Raw genomic sequence first — 17,716 nt, 5'->3', positions numbered from 1 at the left:
CATGAGGATAGTGGTAGCACTGGGAGGCAACGCGCTGCTCAAGCGCGGCGAGCCGATGACCGCCGACGTCCAACGCGCAAATGTTCACAAGGCGGCGATCGCGCTCGCGGATCTGGCGCGAGATCACGATATTATCGTCGCGCACGGAAACGGGCCACAGGTCGGACTTCTGGCGCTCCAGGCGGCGGCATTTGCGGATGTCGATCCTTATCCTCTCGATATTCTCGGGGCGGAAAGCGTCGGCATGATAGGCTATCTCGTCGAGCAGGAGTTGACCAATGCCATGCCTGCGGGATCGAGGATCGCGACACTGCTGACCCAGATCGAGGTGAACCGGGACGATCCAGCCTTCGCAGGGCCGGAAAAACCGATAGGGCCGGTCTATAATCAGGAAGAGGCGGCCAAGGCGAAGAAGGCGCATGGCTGGCCGATGGTGGAGGAAGCGCAAGGACGATGGCGGCGGGTCGTGCCCTCCCCGCTACCCGCGCGCATCACTCAGATCGAGACGATCCGGCTGCTCGTGGACGCCGGCGTCACGGTCATCTGCGCCGGCGGCGGCGGCATCCCCGTGGCGCGTGACGAGAATGGCATGCTTCATGGCCTTGAGGCCGTCATAGACAAGGACAGAGCGGCCGGGTTGCTCGCCAATGCGCTCGGCGCTGACGCTTTCCTGATGCTCACCGACGTTGATGCCGTCTACCAGGGCTGGGGCACAGCGGTGTCGCGACCGATCAGGAAAGCTGCGCCCGCCGAATTGGACAGCGGTGTTTTTGCTGCCGGATCCATGCGGCCAAAAGTGGAGGCGGCGTGCGCCTTTGCAAACACGGGCGGGCTCGCGGGTATTGGCCGGCTTGAAGATGCGCGTGGGATTCTCGAGGGGCGCCAGGGCACATTGGTCAAGCTGTAGACGAGGGGTTTTTCAGACAAGCGCCCAACCAATTTTCAGGGGAGGTTTTGGCAGGTTCTCCGTCGCTCATAAAAAGGTGTTTGAACTCAGGTGCTGACGCATAGGTCGCGAGGAGAAGTAAGGTGTCGAACACTGGACAAACGGTAATCGGATTGGACCAGGCGGTTGCGCTGGTGGTGCCGCGGGAAATGCGGGACGCTTTGTTCATTGCCGCCGCTCATGCCTGGAACACCGGCGAAGTCACGTTCGATCATGAGCTCGCCAAGGCTGTCGATGCCGTGGCGGACGTTCTTGCCCTCTCGCGCGACGAAGTTGTCGAACTGATGATAGAGGAATGGCTGCACGCCTCGGAGGGTTTCGTTTTGATCGAGGACAGGCCGAGCAAGACTTTCCGGCCTTCGCGCATTCGTGCTGGTGCGCAGGCTCCCATTCCTGCACACCAGCCGATTGATGGTGAAGGGCGAGCTGTTCGCGGACTGTAGCTGAGGAAGATTATGAAGCACCGCCATCCGAAGCATATCATTTTCGCAACGGATTTCTCGGCCCAATGTGATCGGGCACAGGTTCGCGCCATTCAGTTGGCTCTTCAGTGACAGGCCCGGCTGACTGTGATCCATGTCATCGAAAGCGACGATGGGGCTCTCGAACAGCCGGAAACGCAGTCCCTTCCCCGCGCCGTTGCGCACAGCTCCACCCTCCTGCGTGAGGAGCTTTCGGCTATTGAGGGGCTCAACAGTGCGGTCGTCGTGAGACGAGGTCGTCCCATTGTCGAGATTAACGAAATAGCTTTATGGGACAAGACTGATCTGATTGTCACGGGTATATCGCGAAACGAAGTTGACGGTCGGTCGTTGCTGGGGAGCACGACGACGTCACTTCTACGGGAGAGCGGACTGCCTGTGCTTGTGGTGAAAAAGAAGCCAGACGACACACGCGACCGTATTGTCGCCGCAATCGACCTGTCGCCTGCAGCGTCGGGAGTGTTCGAAACGGCTGTCAGGTTCTTTCAACCCGAAAGCCTCGTTGTTTTCCATGCGTTTGAGCCCCCATTCAAAAACTGGGTTGGCGACAAGGAAGCCTACAGTAGGCAATTATCGAAAGATGCCGTCAAGCAGATCAGAAACTTATCAGAGCAATTCAAGCACGACCATGGAGTTCACAACATTCAAATCGTCACGTTCGAGGGCGATCCTGCGCGCCAGCTGGCCGTCTACGTCGATGAGAACGACATTGGTCTGGTCGTGGCCGGGACAGATGGGAGGCATGCCATCATGAACTTGTTTGTGGAGAGTGTCGCAGGGCAAATTCTTCATGAAGTTCAGTGCGATATCCTGATAGTTCCAAGTCATGCGCAAAACTGAAACCAGAAGCCATATCAATCAGGCGGTAACGGCATTCGGGCCAGACGGATGGTACCGGCGGCTGATCCACTTGCGGATTTCGCTGAACCAAAGAACGCTGCTGCTCATCGCCACACAGAACAACCATTGATCCAGCGACAGTGGCAGCGTTCCGAAGGCGGTGTTGAGGAAGCTCAGATTGACGACGGCGATCTGTAGGACCACAGACAGGCCGACGGCCGCCCAAAGCCATTTGTTGGAAAACAGATGGCTGAACGCGCTCTTGAATTCCGATCGGGCGTTGAAGCAGTTGAACAGCTGAGCGAACACCAGCACCGTGAACCCCGCTGTGCGCGCCCGCTCCAGGTTCTGCAAGCCTTCTATCAGTCCGCCGGGCAGATAGAGGTCGATCGTCAGCAGCGTCGCCAGCGCCATCACCAGGCCGGTTCCGGCAACGCTTCGCCACATCCGGGCATCGATCGCATGCTCGTCGGGTCTGCGGGGCGGACGCGCCATGACACCGTCGTCCTGCGGGTCGATCCCCATTGCAAGAGCAGGACCGGAATCGGTTATCAGATTGATCCAGAGGATCTGGGTCGCCAGCAAAGGCAGCACCAGTCCCCCGCCCCCGACGTCGGTCAATCCAATCACGCCGGCTCCGACGACGCCGAGAAAGACGGTCAGCACCTCTCCGATGTTGGACGATAGCAAGTAGCGCAGGAATTTCCGGATATTGTCGAAGATCCCGCGTCCTTCACGCACAGCCTCGACGATGGTTGCGAAATTGTCGTCGGCCAGGATCATCCTCGCCGCCTCCTTCGTCACCTCGGTTCCGGTGATCCCCATGGCGACGCCGATATCGGCGGCCTTCAGCGCGGGCGCGTCGTTGACGCCGTCCCCCGTCATCGCCACCACATTGCCGTCGGCCTGAAGGGTATCGACGATACGCAGCTTGTGCACGGGCGCCACGCGGGCATAGACGGAAGTCGTGCGGACTGCAGCAGCGAAGGCGGCCTCGTCCATGGCGTCGAGCTCGGCACCCGTCAGTGCCCGCGCGCCATGATCGACGATTCCCAGCAGCCCGGCTATGCGCGATGCGGTGCGCGGATGGTCGCCGGTGATCATGATGACGCGGATCCCGGCGCGCCGGGCCTGCGATATGGCGACCGCCGCCTCCTTCCGGGGCGGATCGATGATCCCGACGGTCCCCACGAAGATCAGATCATGCTCCAGACCCTCGCCGTGCTCGATGCCTTCGGTGTCGGCCATCGGACGATAAGCGACTGCGAGAGTTCGCAGGGCCTCGTCGGACAACCGGTCGACGTCAGCGGTGGCGCGCGCACGCTGCACGGCGTCGAAGGGGACCACGTCCATGCCGACCCGCACATGCGTGCAACGGGTCATCAGAACATCCGGCGCGCCTTTCGCAATCAGGACACGCGCGCCGCCATGTTCATGGTCGCGCTCGACCGTCGACATCATCTTGCGGTCCGAGCTGAAGGGGATCTCGGCGATGCGTTCGAAGCGGCGCTTGCGGCGCTCGTCGATGCCGAGCTTGCGCTCGGCGACAAGGAACGCGGCTTCGGTCGGGTCGCCCTGGATCTCCCAAACTCCCGCCTGCCCTTGATTCAGAGCGGCATTGCCTGCCAGGCTGCCACCGCTCAGGACGACGATCTGCTCGGCGCGCATGGCCGCGCTAGGAGCCTTACCGTCGTCAACCTTCAGATCGCCGAAAGGCGCATAGCCCACACCGCTGACACGGGTGCCACCCGATGCTGTCATAATGCGCTCGATCGTCATCTCCGACCGCGTCAGCGTTCCGGTTTTGTCGGAGCAGATGATCGAAGCCGAACCGAGTGTCTCCACGGACGAGAGCGCCTTGACCACCGCCTTGCGGGTCGCCATGCGTTGGACGCCAAGTGCAAGCACCAGCGACAGGATGGCGGGAAATCCTTCGGGGACCGCTGCTACCGCCAGCGAGACCCCCATCAGCAGAACGGAAATGACGTCCGATGGGCCATCGATGTCGGAGACGAGCAGCACAGTCGCAACGACAATGAGAGCGATCGCGATCACCGCAGCGCCGAGCGCGCGGCCAACTCTCGCGACTTCCTTCTGCAAGGGGCTGATATCTTCCTTACTGGCGTCGAGCATTTGAGCGATCGCGCCGATCTCGGTCCGCATCCCTGTCGCCGTGACGATGGCGCGTGCGGTTCCCTGTACGACCGCCGTGCCTTTGAACACCATGCAGAACCGCTCGGCCAGCGGCGCAGGCTTACGCAGCATGGCCGCATCCTTGAGGACAGCCTCGCTTTCGCCGGTCAGCGAGGCTTCCTGAATTCTAAGGCTTGCGGCGCTGATTAACCGACCATCGGCGCCGACGGCGTCTCCTTCCTCGAGCAGCATGATGTCGCCTGGCACGAGATCCGCGCTGGGAATGCGGATTCGCTCGCCGTCGCGCAGAACGGAGGTGTTCGCGGCTGTCATCCGCGCCAGCGCGGCGACGGCATTAGCCGCCTTGGCGTCCTGCACAAAGCCGAGGATGGCATTGGCCAGAACCACCATGGCGATGACGACCGCATCGATCGGCCAGCCGTGGCGGCCTTCTATGACCCAGGCCGCCAACGCTATGATAATCGCTCCGAGCAGCAGATAGACCAGTGGATCCTGAAATTGCGCGAGCACGCGTCGCCAGACCGGGATCGCCTTGGCTGCCCGCAATCGGTTGTGGCCATATTCCGCAAGCCGCCGCGCGGCTTCCGCTTTCGTCAGACCGCGCTCGGCATGGCTGGCAAGAACGTCTACGACATGCGCAGCAGCATTTTGCGAATAGTCGGTCGGCGCCGGGATTACGGCTCCAACTGGATTTGCATCGCCCTTCATCCGGCATTCCTTTCCAGCGATCTGTGAGCATCCCACGAATGGCCGAGGATAAGCCCGGCGGCGATTGGGAGAGCAGCCAAAGGCGCGTGAAAAGTCAGGCGGAATACCGCTCCGCAAGTTTTTCGAAGTCCACTTGCCCGAACATTCCCCGGCGTCCTGAGGGATTCAGGGATGAGGCCACGTCCAATCTCGAATCTCGGGCATGTCCTCGCCATGCTCGCGGACAAAGGCCTTGTGGAGGACGAGCTTTTCGTACAGTGCCGCGGTGATCTCCGCGCCCTTGTCCTTCAGGACCGGCAGGCGCTCGACGGCCTCGATGGCGAGATGGAAACGGTCCAGTTCGTTGAGAACGGCCATGTCGAAGGGCGTCGTCGTCGTGCCCTCCTCGATGAAGCCGCGTACGTGGAAATTCGGATGGTTGGCGCGTTTGTAGACCAGCCGATGGATGAGGTAGGGATAGCCGTGATAGGCGAAGACGACGGGCCGGTCGCGCGTGAAGATGCGGTCGAACGCCTCGTCCGACAGTCCGTGCGGGTGATGCTGCGGCGATTGCAGGGCCATCAGGTCCACGACATTGACGACGCGGATGCGCAGATGCGGCAGGGACTGCCGCAAAAGGTCGACGGCGGCCAGCGTCTCCATGGTCGGCACGTCGCCGGCGCAGGCCATCACGATATCCGGCTCCAGTCCGTCCTCGGTGCCGGCCCAGTCCCAGATGCCGAGGCCCGCCTCGCAGTGCTTCTCGGCCTCCGCCATGCTCAGCCATTGCGGCGCCAGCTGCTTGCCGGCGACGATGACGTTCACGCGGTCCCAGGTCTTCAGGCAGTGGTCGCCGACCCACAGCAGCGTGTTGGCGTCCGGGGGCAGGTAGACGCGCACGATGTCCGCGCTCTTGTTGGCGACGAGGTCGACGAAGCCGGGGTCCTGATGGGAAAAGCCGTTATGGTCCTGCCGCCAGACATGGGAGGTGAGCAAATAATTCAACGAGGAGATCGGCTTGCGCCATTCCAGCTCCCGCGAGGTCTTCAGCCATTTGGCGTGCTGGTTGAACATGGAATCGACGATGTGGATGAAGGCTTCGTAGCAGGAGAAGAAGCCGTGCCGACCGGTGAGCAGATAGCCTTCGAGCCAGCCCTGGCAGAGATGCTCGGACAGCACCTCCATCACCCGCCCGTCGGGTGACAGATGATCGTCGCTTTCGAGCGTTTGCGCCATCCAGACCCGGTCCGTCGCCTCGAACACGCTACCCAAGCGGTTGGACGCCGTCTCGTCAGGCCCGAACACGCGGAAATTCCGTTCGGCCTCGTTCAGCCGCAGCACGTCGCGCAGATAGTCGCCGAGAACCTTCGTCGCCTGCGCCTCCGTCGCGCCGGGGCGCTCCACCGCGACGGCATAGCTGCGGAAATCGGGTGTGTGCAATTCCTTGCGCAGGAGGCCGCCATTGGCGTGCGGGTTGGCGCCCATGCGGCGCGTGCCTGTCGGCGCCAGCGCCTTCAGCTCGGGCTTCAGCGCACCGTCGGCATCAAAAAGGTCGCCGGGATCGTAGCTGCGCAGCCACTCTTCGAGGATCGCGCGGTGGCCGTCATCCTCGCGGCAGTTCGCGACCGGCACCTGGTGGGAGCGCCAGTGGTTCTCGACCATCTTGCCGTCCACCACCTTCGGACCGGTCCAGCCCTTCGGGCTCCGGAGCACGATCATGGGCCAGCGCGGCCGCTCAGTGGACGACGCGGCCTTCTCGCGGATCGCCGCCAGCCGGTCGAAGACCGTGTTGAGGGTCGCCGCCATCTGCCGGTGCATGTCGGCCGGCTCGCTGCCCTCGACGAAGAACGGCTCGTAGCCGTAGCCGACGAAGAGATGCCGCAGTTCCTCGTCGGACAGGCGGGCCAGCACGGTGGGGTTGGCGATCTTGTAGCCGTTGAGATGCAGGATCGGCAGAACCGCGCCGTCGCGGGCGGGGTTGATGAACTTGTTCGAATGCCACGCGGCCGCGAGCGGCCCGGTCTCCGCCTCGCCGTCGCCGACCACGCAAGCCACGACCAAGCCCGGATTGTCGAAGGCGGCGCCGAAAGCGTGCACCAGCGCGTAGCCCAGCTCGCCGCCCTCATGGATCGAGCCCGGCGTCTCGGGCGCGACATGGCTGGGGACGCCGCCCGGAAATGAGAACTGCTTGAACAGCCGCTTCATCCCGGCTTCGTCCTCGCCGATCTCGGGATAGGTCTCTGAATAGACGCCTTCCAGCCAGGTGTTGGCGACCATGCCGGGGCCGCCATGGCCGGGTCCGCAGATATAGAGGATATCGGCATCGCGATCGGTAATGATCCTGTTCAAGTGCGCATAGATGAAGTTCAGGCCCGGCGTCGTGCCCCAATGGCCAAGCAGGCGCGGTTTGACGTGCTCCGGCTTCAGGGGTTCGCGGAGCAATGGATTGTCCATCAGATAGATCTGGCCAACGGATAAATAGTTTGCCGCACGCCAGTAGCGATCGACCAGCAACAAATTCCCGGCATCGAATGCCATAAGTTTCTCCTCGCCTTAATCATAGGTTAGGGGTCACGAAAGGACACGCCCCCAAGAAAAACCGAGGGGCAATTTGTGCAAACGCGACGACCAATGCGGCGGCGGCGGCCCCGATTCTGCAAGCTACATTTCCCAGTCATGACAGTCAACGATTGATTGCGGATTTCGGATTAACGGGACATCGATTCCGGTAAATCCCGGACAGTCGTTTCACTAAATCGCGGACAGTCTCGCGGGATCGACTTTCGTTCGCCTGGTTGATGTCATTGGTTATTGATTTCGGCGTTTTACGCTTCGGTCAAGAGCGGTCTTGGTTTTTGCTTCCTCATGCTGTCTCCTTCGAGCGCAATTCGATGGGCGTTATGGACGATACGATCGAGGATGGCGTCAGCGATCGTTGGTTCGCCGATCATCTCGTGCCACTGCGCGACGGGAAGCTGGGCGGTGATCAGAGTGGATTTCCGGCGGTAGCGCTCTTCGAAGATTTCCAGGAGATCGAGCCGCTGCTGATCGCTGAGCGCGTGGGTTCCCCAGTCATCAAGGATGAGTAATTGAACACGCGCGAGCTTGTCGACCAATCGGGGAAACCGCCCGTCGAGGCGCGCTAGCGCCAAATCCTCGAAGAGACGGGGCATGCGGACATAGAGAACGGAATAATCGAGGCGGGCCGCTTGCCGTCCGATGGCGCAGGCGAGCCATGTTTTGCCCGTTCCCGTTTGTCCGGTCAGGATCAAGTGCTCATGGGCCTTGAGCCATTCGCCTTGGGCAAGCGAGAGGAGCTGTCGGCGGTCGAGGCCGCGAGGGGCGGCGAAGTCGATGTTCTCGATGCAAGCATCGGGGAAACGCAGTTTGGCGATTGCAAGCCGGTTGGTCAGTCGCTTGTCGCCGCGCACGGCCATCTCCCGATCAAGCATCAGGCCGAGCCATTCATCGCGGTTGAGATCGCTGCCCTCAGGTTGATTGGCCAGGTCGCGATATGCTGCCGCCATGCCGGATAGGCCGAGCGCATGCATCTGGTCGAGGGTTGGATGTGTGAGCATGTGAGTATCTTCCTTTCTTCACTGGTAATAGGAGCTGCCGCGGATGTTGCCATGCACCGGGGTGGGCTTGACTGGCTCAGCACCAGGCGGGGCCTGATCGAGACCGGATTTGAGGATGGTGCTGACGGAGGAATAGCTGAGCGCATTGATCGTCAGTGCCCGATCGCACGCCGCTTCCAGACGCTCGGGGCCGTACCGGCGCGCGAGCGATAGAACGCCTTGAGCGGCGCGGTATCCCTGCTGAGGATGAGGTCTATCGCGCATCAGCCGCTCGATCAGGATTGCAGCGTTGCGGCCAATCTTTGCAGCTTGCTTGATGAGGCTCGCAGGCGTCGTGTTGGCATAATGCTGATGTGTCTTCGGCATATGCTCGTTGACGGTGACATGACCGCCCCGCTGCGACGTCCGGCGGTGGCTGGCGACACGTTGGTGATCATGGAGGATCTCGACGATCCGGCTTGTAAGCCGGACATCGACCTGGCGGCCGATCAGGCGGTGCGGCACGGAATAGAAGGCCTTGTCGACCTCGACATGGTAGTCGGGATGAACCTTTGCCGACTTCCATTCGGAATATTCGAATGGCGTTGCCGGCAAGGGCGCAAGCGCGTCTTGCTCGATCTCCTCGAAGAGCTGCCGGCGGGATTTGCCAACCCGGCGCATCGGCCGGCTATTGAGATCGTCGAGAAGCTGGCTGATCCGCACGTTGAGATCGACAAGGCTGAAGAAACGGTCGTTTCTCAGCCGCGCCAGGATCCAGCGCTCGACGATGAGAACGCTGCCTTCGACCTTGGCCTTGTCCTTCGGCCGTTTCGGACGGGTCGGCAGGATCGTCGTGTCGTAATGCTCGGCGAATGCCGCAAAAGTGGCGTTGATGGTCGGCTCGAACCACAAGGGCTTGGCAACGCCGGCCTTGAGGTTGTCGCAGACGATGGCTTTCGTCACGCCACCGAAGAAACCCAGCGCCCGCTGCTGACCCTCGATCCAGTCCGGCAACCGTTGAGTGAAGCTTGCATAGGCGAAGGTGTACAAGGAGGCTGGCAGAACCGCGACGAAGATCTGCGCCAGCCGGATTTCGCCTGTCGCCGGATCGATCACCGGGACGGTTTGGCCGGCGTAGTCGGTCTGCATCGCCGCGCCGGCAGTGTGGCGATTGCGGAAGGTGGCGCTGGCGCGCTGCTCGAAAGCGGCAAACCGCTCGCAGAACCACGTGTATCCGTAACCGTTGGGGTGCCGTTCGCGATATTCCTGCCACAACAGCGTCAGTGTCACGCCCTTCCGCTTCAATTCACTGGCGATCTTGCCCCAGTCGGGTTCGTGCATGTCCTGGGGCGGACGGCCGCGACGATGGAACAGGCGGCGCTGCAGAATGCCATCATCGTCCAGCCCAGGCGGTAACGGCCAGCCCGTCAGCCCGGCCTCACGCGCCCGCAGCAGGTAGGTCGAAATGGTCGTTTTGCTGATCTTCAGCCGTTCCGATATCGCACGAACCGAAAGCCCCTGTTCGTGCGTCAGTCGCAATATCGATCGAATGTCCTTCACGTCAGTAAGTCTCACCTGCTTCCGTCTCGCCATTCATCAGCCCCTCGTTCAAATCGAGGTCCAGAATGGCAAAACGGCGCGTGCGAAAGTCGATCTTTATGCCGAAAGACTGTCCGGGATTTACCGGAATCGCTGTCCGGGAATTAGCGGAAATGCTGTCCCGGATTTAGTGAAATCGCTGTCCGGGATTTAATGGAATCCCTGTCCGCGAATTACCGAAACCCGCAGATTGATGACAACCGGCAAGTTAACGAGGCGCGCGTGAAACGATGAAGGTAGTCTACTCGCGTTCGTTCGCGAACAGCCACTCCTCCTGCGCGGAGCTTCCAGGACACCAACGACGCTAGCGTGTCCGAATGCGAGAGACGCGAGTCTCCCGGAACCGCACCGATGGAGTCAGCGCGGTCGCCGTAAGAGATCCAACCAGATCTGAGCCCAGGCACGGGACCTTAATCTTCTCCTATGGACCCAAGAACTATCGCGGTGAACTGCCTCTGAGCGCCTTGCCATATGCTTTTGGCTCTTTGCTTTTGACAAAAATTCGTTGACACGCTCCGGCCGATGGAGTTGTCATCGACTGATGACAGAATCGTCAACGGTTGATGACTAGTTTTAGGTACTAGTCAAATCCCGACACTACGTAGTTTTTTGTCTTTTGGAGTGTTGGTTTCCACGCGGAACTGAGCCGGTTAGGCAGATAATTTCCATTGAGAACTGAGCCATGTGAACCTTCCCCCAACGCTGCGAGCGACGGGGGCAACGGAGTGATCCACATGGGACTTTTAAACATCATCCGTCGGATGGCGCTGCGCGAGAAGCAGTCGATCCGGGAGATCAGCCGGCGTACGGGGCTGTCGCGCAACACAATTGCGAAGTACTTGAGCGCGGCACGATCGAACCGACGTTCACGGTGCCGGAACGACCGAGCAAGCTTGATCCTTTTGCCGACAAGCTGGCGGGCTGGCTAAAGACCGAGGCCGGGAGGTCACGCAAGCAGCGCCGAACGGTGAAACAGCTTCATGCCGATCTGGTATCTGTGGGCTTTACCGGTTCCTATGGCCGGGTTGCGGCCTTCGCCCGTGATTGGCGGGCGGATCGACAACGTGAGCAGCAGACGACGGGCCGAGGCATATTCGTTCCGCTGTCTTTCCGCCCAGGCGAAGCATTCCAATTCGATTGGAGTGAGGACTATGCCGTCATCGGCGGCGAGCGCGTTAAGCTGCAGGTTGCGCATATCAAACTGTCGCACAGCCGGGCGTTTCTCTTGCGGGCGTATCTGCTCCAGACACACGAGATGTTGTTCGATGCCCATTGGCACGGCTTCCGGGTCTTCGGTGGTATGCCTGCGCGAGGGATCTACGACAATATGCGCACCGCAGTCGATCGCGTTGGTCGCGGCAAGGAGCGGCAGGTCAATATCCGCTTTCTCGCTATGACGAACCACTACGTGTTTGCGCCTGAGTTCTGCAATCCCGCTGCGGGTTGGGAAAAGGGTCAGGTCGAGAAGAACGTCCGGGATTCTCGTCCCCGCCTATGGCAACAGATGCCCGACTTCCCGGATTTGGCAACGTTGAACCTCTGGCTGGAACAGCATTGCCAAGACCTGTGGCAGGAGACACCGCACGGGAGCCTGCCCGGTTCGATTGCGGATGTCTGGGCTGATGAGCGAGCAGCATTGATGGAATTGCCTACCATGTTTGACGGATTCGTCGAGCAAGGCAAACGAGTCTCACCAACGTGCCTGGTCACCTTCGAGCGTAATCGTTACAGCGTGCCTGCATCGTTTGCGAACCGGCCCGTCAGCCTGCGGATCTATCCCGATCGACTGGTCGTTGCAGCCGAGGGCAACGTTCTTTGCGAACATGCGCGGGTCATCGAGCGCAGTCACGACAAGCCACCGAGGACGATTTACGACTGGCGGCACTACCTTGCCGTCATCCAGCGCAAGCCCGGTGCTCTGCGCAATGGCGCACCCTTCGTGGAATTGCCGCTGCCCTTTCGACAACTGCAGGACCAGATGCTTCGCCGCCCCGGCGGCGATCGGGAAATGGCGGACATCCTCGCTCTTGTCCTTCATCACGACGAACAGGTTGTCGTCAGGGCCGTGGAACTGGCTCTGGATCAAGGCGTAGCAACCAAGACGCATGTGCTGAACCTGTTGCATATGCTGATCGACGGCAAGACGACCGACGGTCCCGACGTCGATACGCCACAAGCACTGACCTTGGTGCGTGAACCCAAGGCCAATGTAGAACGCTACGATGGCTTGCGCGTCCGGATTGTGGGAGGTCGCCATGCGTCATGATCCTGCCAGCGCCGCCGTCGTCATCATGCTGCGTAGCCTGAAGATGTATGGCATGGCGCAAGCCGTCACAGACTTGATCGAGCAAGGTGCTCCAGCTTTTGATGCAGCCGTACCGATCCTGTCCCAGTTGCTGAAAGCCGAAATGGCTGAGCGCGAGGTCCGCTCGATTGCCTATCATATGAAGGCTGCGCGCTTCCCGGCCTACAAGGATATCTCTGGATACGACTTTGCCGCCAGCGAAATCAACGAAGCGACGGTGCGCCAGTTGCACAGATGCGAGTTCATTGACGGAGCGCAGAATATCGTGCTCGTCGGCGGACCGGGCACAGGCAAAACCCACGTGGCGACGGCCCTTGGCATCCAGGCTATCGAACATCACCGTCGAAAAGTCCGCTTCTTCTCAACCATCGAATTGGTCAACGCACTTGAGCAGGAGAAGGCCAAAGGCAAGGCAGGCCAGATCGCTGAGACCTTGGTCCGCCTCGATCTGCTGATCCTTGATGAGCTCGGATACCTTCCATTCAGCGCTTCAGGCGGAGCGCTGCTCTTCCACCTGTTGAGCAAGCTCTATGAGCGGACCAGCGTGGTGATAACCACCAACCTCAGCTTTAGCGAATGGGCAACAGTCTTCGGCGACGCCAAGATGACGACGGCATTGCTCGATCGTTTGACCCATCGCTGCCATATCCTGGAAACAGGTAATGACAGCTTCCGCTTCAAGGCCAGTTCTGCAGCCGCAGCAAACAAGAGAGGAGAAAAAGCCAATCCCTTGACCAAAACCCAATCATAAAACCATAGTCAGAGGTGGCTCACTTCTCGGTGGAAAAACCGGCTCAGTTCCGCGTGGAAACCAACAGCCATGACACTTGATTAGAGTTAAAGACTTATCAGCCGCGCCTGTCCAACATCAGGCGAATTTTGGGAGCTGCCCCCGTGCAGCAGGAAAATGCGGAGGATGACCGAAGCTGGAGGCAAGAGAATGGATACGCAACGTTCCGATAAGTCTGACGATGCCGCGAAACCTCTTGATGCTGCCGTCCAGCGGGCGCTTGTCGAGGCGAGAGAGGAAATGCTGGTCTTCCTCCAGCGCCGCCTGAGGAATCGCGACGATGCGGAGGAGGTGCTGCAGCGCCTCTCCCTTCGGGCGCTGGAGCGCGCATCTCAACTCAGAGATATCCGCACCGTTCGGGGCTGGCTGGGCCGCATCCTCGCCACCACCCTGGTTGACCATCAGCGGAACTTGAGCAGGCGACGGCGTCGGGAAACCCCTGTCGACGACGCCGAGATCGAGAGTGAACCTGTTGACGCCGAACTCGATGCAGCGGTCTGCAATTGTCTGTATCGTCTGCTTCCAACCTTGAAACCCGAGTATTCGGACATCGTCTGGCGGGCTGATATCCTGGGCGAGCCTCGCGACAGATTGGCAGCAAGCCTTGGCACCTCGCTCAACAATGTCACGGTGCGACTCCACCGCGGGCGGCAAGCGCTACGCAAGCGTTTGGAGGAGATGTGCCGCACCTGTCCGATCCATGGTTTTCTCGACTGTCATTGCGAGAAAGCCGAGAAGATCCGCAAAGCTCACGAAGATGTATCTCGCTGAGGATACTCGACTGGCTCGATTTCAGAATCGCGCCGTTGCTGGATACGCATTTGCACGGCTGCCGAACCACGCCTGATAGGCGAGCGGCGGAAACTCGATCAGAGCCTTGGTTCGCACTTCGGTTGGAATCTCATCCGGGAGTCCATCGATGAACGCCACCGTGGCGGACAAGACAGCCTACGGCCGGCGAGTGCTCCTGAAAGAAGTATATGCCGCGCCAAATCCCTTTGGCGAAGCGCTACCCCCAGGGTTGTCGTTCAAGCCAGGCCATTGCGATTTCCGGATCGACGCCTGCGACTTCGATGAGACGATCCGGATCGATTATTCGCAGACGCCGGTAGTGGAACTGGACGATTCCTTCCTTGCGCAGCGCGCTGAGAACACGGTTCACGTGAACGAAGGTCAAGCCGGTGGCGTCGCCGATTTGCTCCTGGGTAAGCGGCAGCACCATTTCCTCGCTGCGATGTCCTGGCCATTGTGCACGGTAACGTGTGAACAATTCAAGGAGCAGATGAGCGACCCGTTCGCGCGCTGAACGCCGACCTATGCTGGTGAGATGATCGAAAGCCAGATTGCAGTCGTGTGCAAGTGAGCGCGCCAGGCGCATGGTAATGTCGGGGTCTGCACGCGAATGCGACGTCAGGACAGGGGTCGGAATGACCGATACCACGACGTCGGTCAGGGCTTGAGCACCGACGGTTGCGGGCGCGCTCCTCGATGAACGGACACCCAGAACCGCGCCAGGCAGGGCGAATTGGACAATCTGCCGTCTGCCGTCCTCCAGCAATGTGTAGATGGCTACCCATCCGTCGAGAAGGTTGAAGATGGCCTTTCCGTCGAATCCTATGCTGAACAAATCCCGGCCGGCTTCGACGCGTCGGTCGCCATTGCGGTAGTTGGGAATCAGTCTGTGTGCGTCGACTGGCAAGGCAACGGTGCGCGCCTCACTGTCATTGTCCTGTTTGTGACGTCCTCGTCGTTTGGTCACCTCGTCGGCCTGCATGGCCGCCTTCTGGAGGGACACGGTAATGGGGAAATTTGGTAAGGGTGGTACATTCCGTGCCTTCTCAGCGGTTTCCCAATGGTCGCAACGGAGCGACCGGGATGTCTCTCCTGATAAAGACGCTTGATGCCAGCTCACATTACACCTCCCGGGCTCCTGGCCCGTTGCGGCGGCCACGCTTGCGCAGCCAATCAATAGATCATTGATGGACCGAGCCTTCGGCGCGATAAGCGCGAAGCGATCGGCAAGCCACATTATGGTCGTGTTGCCGTTCACGCCGGACTGACGGGCGTGGCTGACGATCGACCTGGATGGCCTCAGATGAGCTGATTTCGGGGGATAGGCGGATCGCGGCCGAGGATGATCGAGCGCAAGCAATTCTGGCGCGAAACCCAAGTCCGCGAAGACGTGGGTAGGAAGCGCGAGAAACCGTGGGACTGCGCTGATAGGGATACAACACAGGGTGAGCATATGGCGCTACAACAACCTGAACCCGAGACGCAATCGTCGTCGTCCGACATGGCGACCTTTAGCAATGAGGTAGCCTGATGCCTCTCCGAGACGCTCGGTGTCGATTGACCGACTTGCGCCATCGACGGTCCGGCTTGTGCGAGGACAGCGATCACACTAACAATCAGCAGTGCCAGATACCGAAGCATAAAATCGAATTCTCGGCGGTTTACAGGTCGCGCACCCTCGCTCCGCATGCACCTGGACTGGTTTTCTGCACACGAGACGAGAAAGCTACTTTTGCATCTCACTACATTGTTTGCAAGACCGCTTTGATCCAGATCAACACGCCAACTGGAATCCGTCGCTATAGCGTGCCTCGTTAGCCCTACCGCGAATACATGACGGGCTGGCCGCCAATGCTACCCGCGATGCTTGATCGAGATTAAAGAGCGAGCGGCAAAATGATGCTTCTCTCATCGTCACAGAATCCTCCCGCGGGATGGAAATGTCATCGATAGCCTCCGTGCCGGCAGATCGAAAACGCATCATCGGCGTGCTCATCGTGCGCACGCGCAGGAGAACCATGCTCAGCCCCTTCTTCGCGAAATCCGAGGGACTGCTGCTGATCGACCCCGCCACTCGCGCGCGTGATTTTCGGCGGAACCCGCAACGCACCACCGAGGCCACCTACGACCTCATCGTCGGAAGCGGGGTTACTCATCTCGTATGCGGCTTTATCGCGGACTCAGAGCGGAATCGCCTTCGAATGCAGGGTATTGATGTTCGGATCGGATCATGCGCTCGATCGATTGGTACGTTGGTCCGCGGGTTCGAAGACTTGCCTCCAGCTTAATTTGAGTTTCAGCGTCGCATATGGCCTGAATGCTGCTCCAAGGCGGCAGACCAATGGTCAGAACATCGAATACCTGACTTGCTTTCGGAAGCGAGGCATCGCCTGGTTCGCCGGGGAGCAATCTGAAACTTAACTCACATCAAAGATTCCAGACATCTGTCACAGCATCATCCGGGCCAAGAAGAGCACCTTCCTGCGGACTGGCCTCAACATTCGACCGGCATCGCGGAGCAATCGACGTGTTCAAACTGTCGGATGAAGCACCATGGAAACAAACCGAGACCAATTGCATAAAGACGAGAACCCGGGGGGGCGTTTCAGCGCCGCCAACATCGCCCTTTACGGCTTCCTCGCGATCGCGGGATTTTATCTCCTCACGGAACACCGCGCGCACTTGCTCGGCTGGCTGCCCTGGCTGCTGATCCTTGCCTGCCCCCTCCTGCATGTCTTCATGCACGGCAAGCATGGCGGACATAGTGGGCATGGCGGCGGCAACGACCGCTCGTCCGCGCGACAGCAGTCGCCGCATCAGCACTGAAATTCCATCCAGGAGAGCGCCATGCAAGACGACATTCCCGCGTACGGCCTGTGGTCCCTCGTCATCCTCAACTCGATCGTCTTCATCTTCTTCGCGTTCAGCTTCTTCAAGCCATCCACGCCGCGGGACTGGCGATCCTTCGGCGCCTTCAGTGCTTTCATCGTGGCGCTGTTCACGGAAATGTACGGTTTCCCCCTGACGATCTACCTGCTCTCCGGCTGGTTGCAGTCCCGCTATCCGGGCGTCAACTGGCTCTCCCACGACGCGGGTCACCTGCTCGAGGAGCTGTTCGGCTGGCGCTCAAATCCCCATTTCGGTCCGTTCCACCTGCTGAGTTTTGTCTTCATCGGCGGCGGCTTTGTCCTCATCTCGGCCGGGTGGAAGATGCTCTACGAAGCGCAACGCAAGCGCACGCTCGCCACCTCGGGGGTGTATTCCTGGGTTCGGCATCCACAATATGTCGGCTTCGTTCTGGTCATGTTCGGCTTCCTGCTGCAGTGGCCAACCCTGCTCACACTTGCGATGTTCCCCGTCCTGGTCTTCATGTATTGGCGCCTTTCCAAACACGAAGAACGCGAGTCGCTTGCCGAATTCGGCGACGCCTATGCGCGCTATATGCGGGAAGTGCCGGCATTCATTCCCCGCCTGTCGGCGCGACGCGCCAAAGCGAGCGGGTGATCAAGATGGCGGGCGACTGTTCGTCTTTCTATCGATCATGGCTTTATCGCTCACCCTTTT

The 17,716-nt window shown here is 60.2% G+C and carries 12 protein-coding genes and 1 pseudogene; 8 read left to right on the top strand and 5 right to left on the bottom strand.

Going from position 1 to position 17,716, the window contains the following annotated elements:
• Window position 1: 1 nt before the first annotated feature.
• The 3 genes from arcC to JZY08_RS20795 all read left to right on the top strand — a co-directional run bounded on the left by arcC (window position 2) and on the right by JZY08_RS20795 (window position 2,268).
• Window positions 2-907 carry a carbamate kinase gene (arcC, locus tag JZY08_RS20805; RefSeq protein WP_112585273.1) on the top strand — a complete coding sequence of 302 codons (906 nt, stop codon included), beginning with the start codon at window positions 2-4 and terminating at the stop codon, window positions 905-907.
• Window positions 908-1,029: 122 nt separating this feature from the next.
• Window positions 1,030-1,389, top strand: a complete 360-nt coding sequence (locus JZY08_RS20800) for a hypothetical protein (protein ID WP_077548366.1) — start codon at window positions 1,030-1,032, stop codon at window positions 1,387-1,389.
• A 120-nt stretch (window positions 1,390-1,509) separates the two neighbouring features.
• On the top strand, window positions 1,510-2,268 hold the full coding sequence (locus JZY08_RS20795; RefSeq protein WP_336620611.1) for a universal stress protein: 759 nt from the start codon (window positions 1,510-1,512) through the stop codon (window positions 2,266-2,268).
• Window positions 2,269-2,286: 18 nt separating this feature from the next.
• Here the strand turns inward: JZY08_RS20795 and JZY08_RS20790 are convergent, their stop codons facing one another.
• The 4 genes from JZY08_RS20790 to istA (JZY08_RS20775) form a co-directional block, all read right to left on the bottom strand.
• On the bottom strand, window positions 2,287-5,130 hold the full coding sequence (locus JZY08_RS20790) for a cation-translocating P-type ATPase (RefSeq protein WP_112585269.1): 2,844 nt from the start codon (window positions 5,128-5,130) through the stop codon (window positions 2,287-2,289).
• A 165-nt stretch (window positions 5,131-5,295) separates the two neighbouring features.
• Window positions 5,296-7,647 carry a phosphoketolase gene (locus JZY08_RS20785; protein ID WP_112585267.1) on the bottom strand — a complete coding sequence of 784 codons (2,352 nt, stop codon included), beginning with the start codon at window positions 7,645-7,647 and terminating at the stop codon, window positions 5,296-5,298.
• A 287-nt stretch (window positions 7,648-7,934) separates the two neighbouring features.
• Window positions 7,935-8,687, bottom strand: coding sequence for an IS21-like element helper ATPase IstB (gene istB / locus JZY08_RS20780; protein ID WP_027677343.1), 753 nt, complete (start codon window positions 8,685-8,687; stop codon window positions 7,935-7,937).
• Window positions 8,688-8,705: 18 nt separating this feature from the next.
• Window positions 8,706-10,259, bottom strand: coding sequence for an IS21 family transposase (istA, locus tag JZY08_RS20775; RefSeq protein ID WP_111794918.1), 1,554 nt, complete (start codon window positions 10,257-10,259; stop codon window positions 8,706-8,708).
• Window positions 10,260-10,999: 740 nt separating this feature from the next.
• Here istA (JZY08_RS20775) and istA (JZY08_RS20770) point away from each other — a divergent pair.
• The 3 genes and pseudogenes from istA (JZY08_RS20770) to JZY08_RS20760 all read left to right on the top strand — a co-directional run bounded on the left by istA (JZY08_RS20770) (window position 11,000) and on the right by JZY08_RS20760 (window position 14,131).
• Window positions 11,000-12,531 (top strand): annotated as a pseudogene (istA, locus tag JZY08_RS20770) (IS21 family transposase).
• Window positions 12,521-13,321 (top strand): IS21-like element helper ATPase IstB, encoded by an 801-nt coding sequence (gene istB, locus JZY08_RS20765; protein ID WP_025590956.1) that lies wholly within the window; start codon window positions 12,521-12,523, stop codon window positions 13,319-13,321. The pseudogene istA (JZY08_RS20770) and the gene istB (JZY08_RS20765) overlap by 11 nt, the downstream one beginning before the upstream one ends.
• A gap of 189 nt (window positions 13,322-13,510) precedes the next feature.
• Complete coding sequence (locus JZY08_RS20760; RefSeq protein ID WP_216331579.1) at window positions 13,511-14,131, top strand: sigma factor-like helix-turn-helix DNA-binding protein; 621 nt, start codon at window positions 13,511-13,513, stop codon at window positions 14,129-14,131.
• A gap of 238 nt (window positions 14,132-14,369) precedes the next feature.
• Here JZY08_RS20760 and JZY08_RS20755 read toward each other — a convergent pair whose 3' ends face one another.
• Complete coding sequence (locus tag JZY08_RS20755; protein WP_112585946.1) at window positions 14,370-15,134, bottom strand: Crp/Fnr family transcriptional regulator; 765 nt, start codon at window positions 15,132-15,134, stop codon at window positions 14,370-14,372.
• A 1,571-nt stretch (window positions 15,135-16,705) separates the two neighbouring features.
• Between JZY08_RS20755 and JZY08_RS20750 the strand changes: the two genes are divergently transcribed.
• Both JZY08_RS20750 and JZY08_RS20745 read left to right on the top strand, forming a co-directional pair.
• The gene (locus JZY08_RS20750) at window positions 16,706-16,978 is read left to right on the top strand and encodes a DUF2933 domain-containing protein (RefSeq protein WP_112585259.1); all 273 of its coding nucleotides are present in this window, start codon (window positions 16,706-16,708) and stop codon (window positions 16,976-16,978) included.
• A 21-nt stretch (window positions 16,979-16,999) separates the two neighbouring features.
• On the top strand, window positions 17,000-17,656 hold the full coding sequence (locus JZY08_RS20745) for an isoprenylcysteine carboxylmethyltransferase family protein (protein ID WP_077546200.1): 657 nt from the start codon (window positions 17,000-17,002) through the stop codon (window positions 17,654-17,656).
• Window positions 17,657-17,716 lie beyond the last annotated feature (60 nt).

The organism is Rhizobium sp. X9, assembly GCF_018873185.1.
GTDB classification, from domain to species: Bacteria; Pseudomonadota; Alphaproteobacteria; order Rhizobiales; family Rhizobiaceae; genus Agrobacterium; species Agrobacterium oryzihabitans.
The sequence above is the reverse complement of the archived record's forward strand: the minus strand, read 5'-3'. Positions and strand labels throughout refer to the sequence as shown.

Excerpts from the sequence above, each read along its gene's own strand:
- arcC (WP_112585273.1), top strand. The coding sequence starts at position 2 with ATGAGGATAGTGGTAGCACTGGGAGGCAACGCGCTGCTCAAGCGCGGC.
- JZY08_RS20790 (WP_112585269.1), bottom strand. The coding sequence starts at position 5,130 with ATGAAGGGCGATGCAAATCCAGTTGGAGCCGTAATCCCGGCGCCGACC.
- JZY08_RS20785 (WP_112585267.1), bottom strand. The coding sequence starts at position 7,647 with ATGGCATTCGATGCCGGGAATTTGTTGCTGGTCGATCGCTACTGGCGT.
- istB (WP_027677343.1), bottom strand. The coding sequence starts at position 8,687 with ATGCTCACACATCCAACCCTCGACCAGATGCATGCGCTCGGCCTATCC.
- istA (WP_111794918.1), bottom strand. The coding sequence starts at position 10,259 with ATGGCGAGACGGAAGCAGGTGAGACTTACTGACGTGAAGGACATTCGA.
- istB (WP_025590956.1), top strand. The coding sequence starts at position 12,521 with ATGCGTCATGATCCTGCCAGCGCCGCCGTCGTCATCATGCTGCGTAGC.
- JZY08_RS20760 (WP_216331579.1), top strand. The coding sequence starts at position 13,511 with ATGGATACGCAACGTTCCGATAAGTCTGACGATGCCGCGAAACCTCTT.
- JZY08_RS20755 (WP_112585946.1), bottom strand. The coding sequence starts at position 15,134 with ATGCAGGCCGACGAGGTGACCAAACGACGAGGACGTCACAAACAGGAC.
- JZY08_RS20750 (WP_112585259.1), top strand. The coding sequence starts at position 16,706 with ATGGAAACAAACCGAGACCAATTGCATAAAGACGAGAACCCGGGGGGG.
- JZY08_RS20745 (WP_077546200.1), top strand. The coding sequence starts at position 17,000 with ATGCAAGACGACATTCCCGCGTACGGCCTGTGGTCCCTCGTCATCCTC.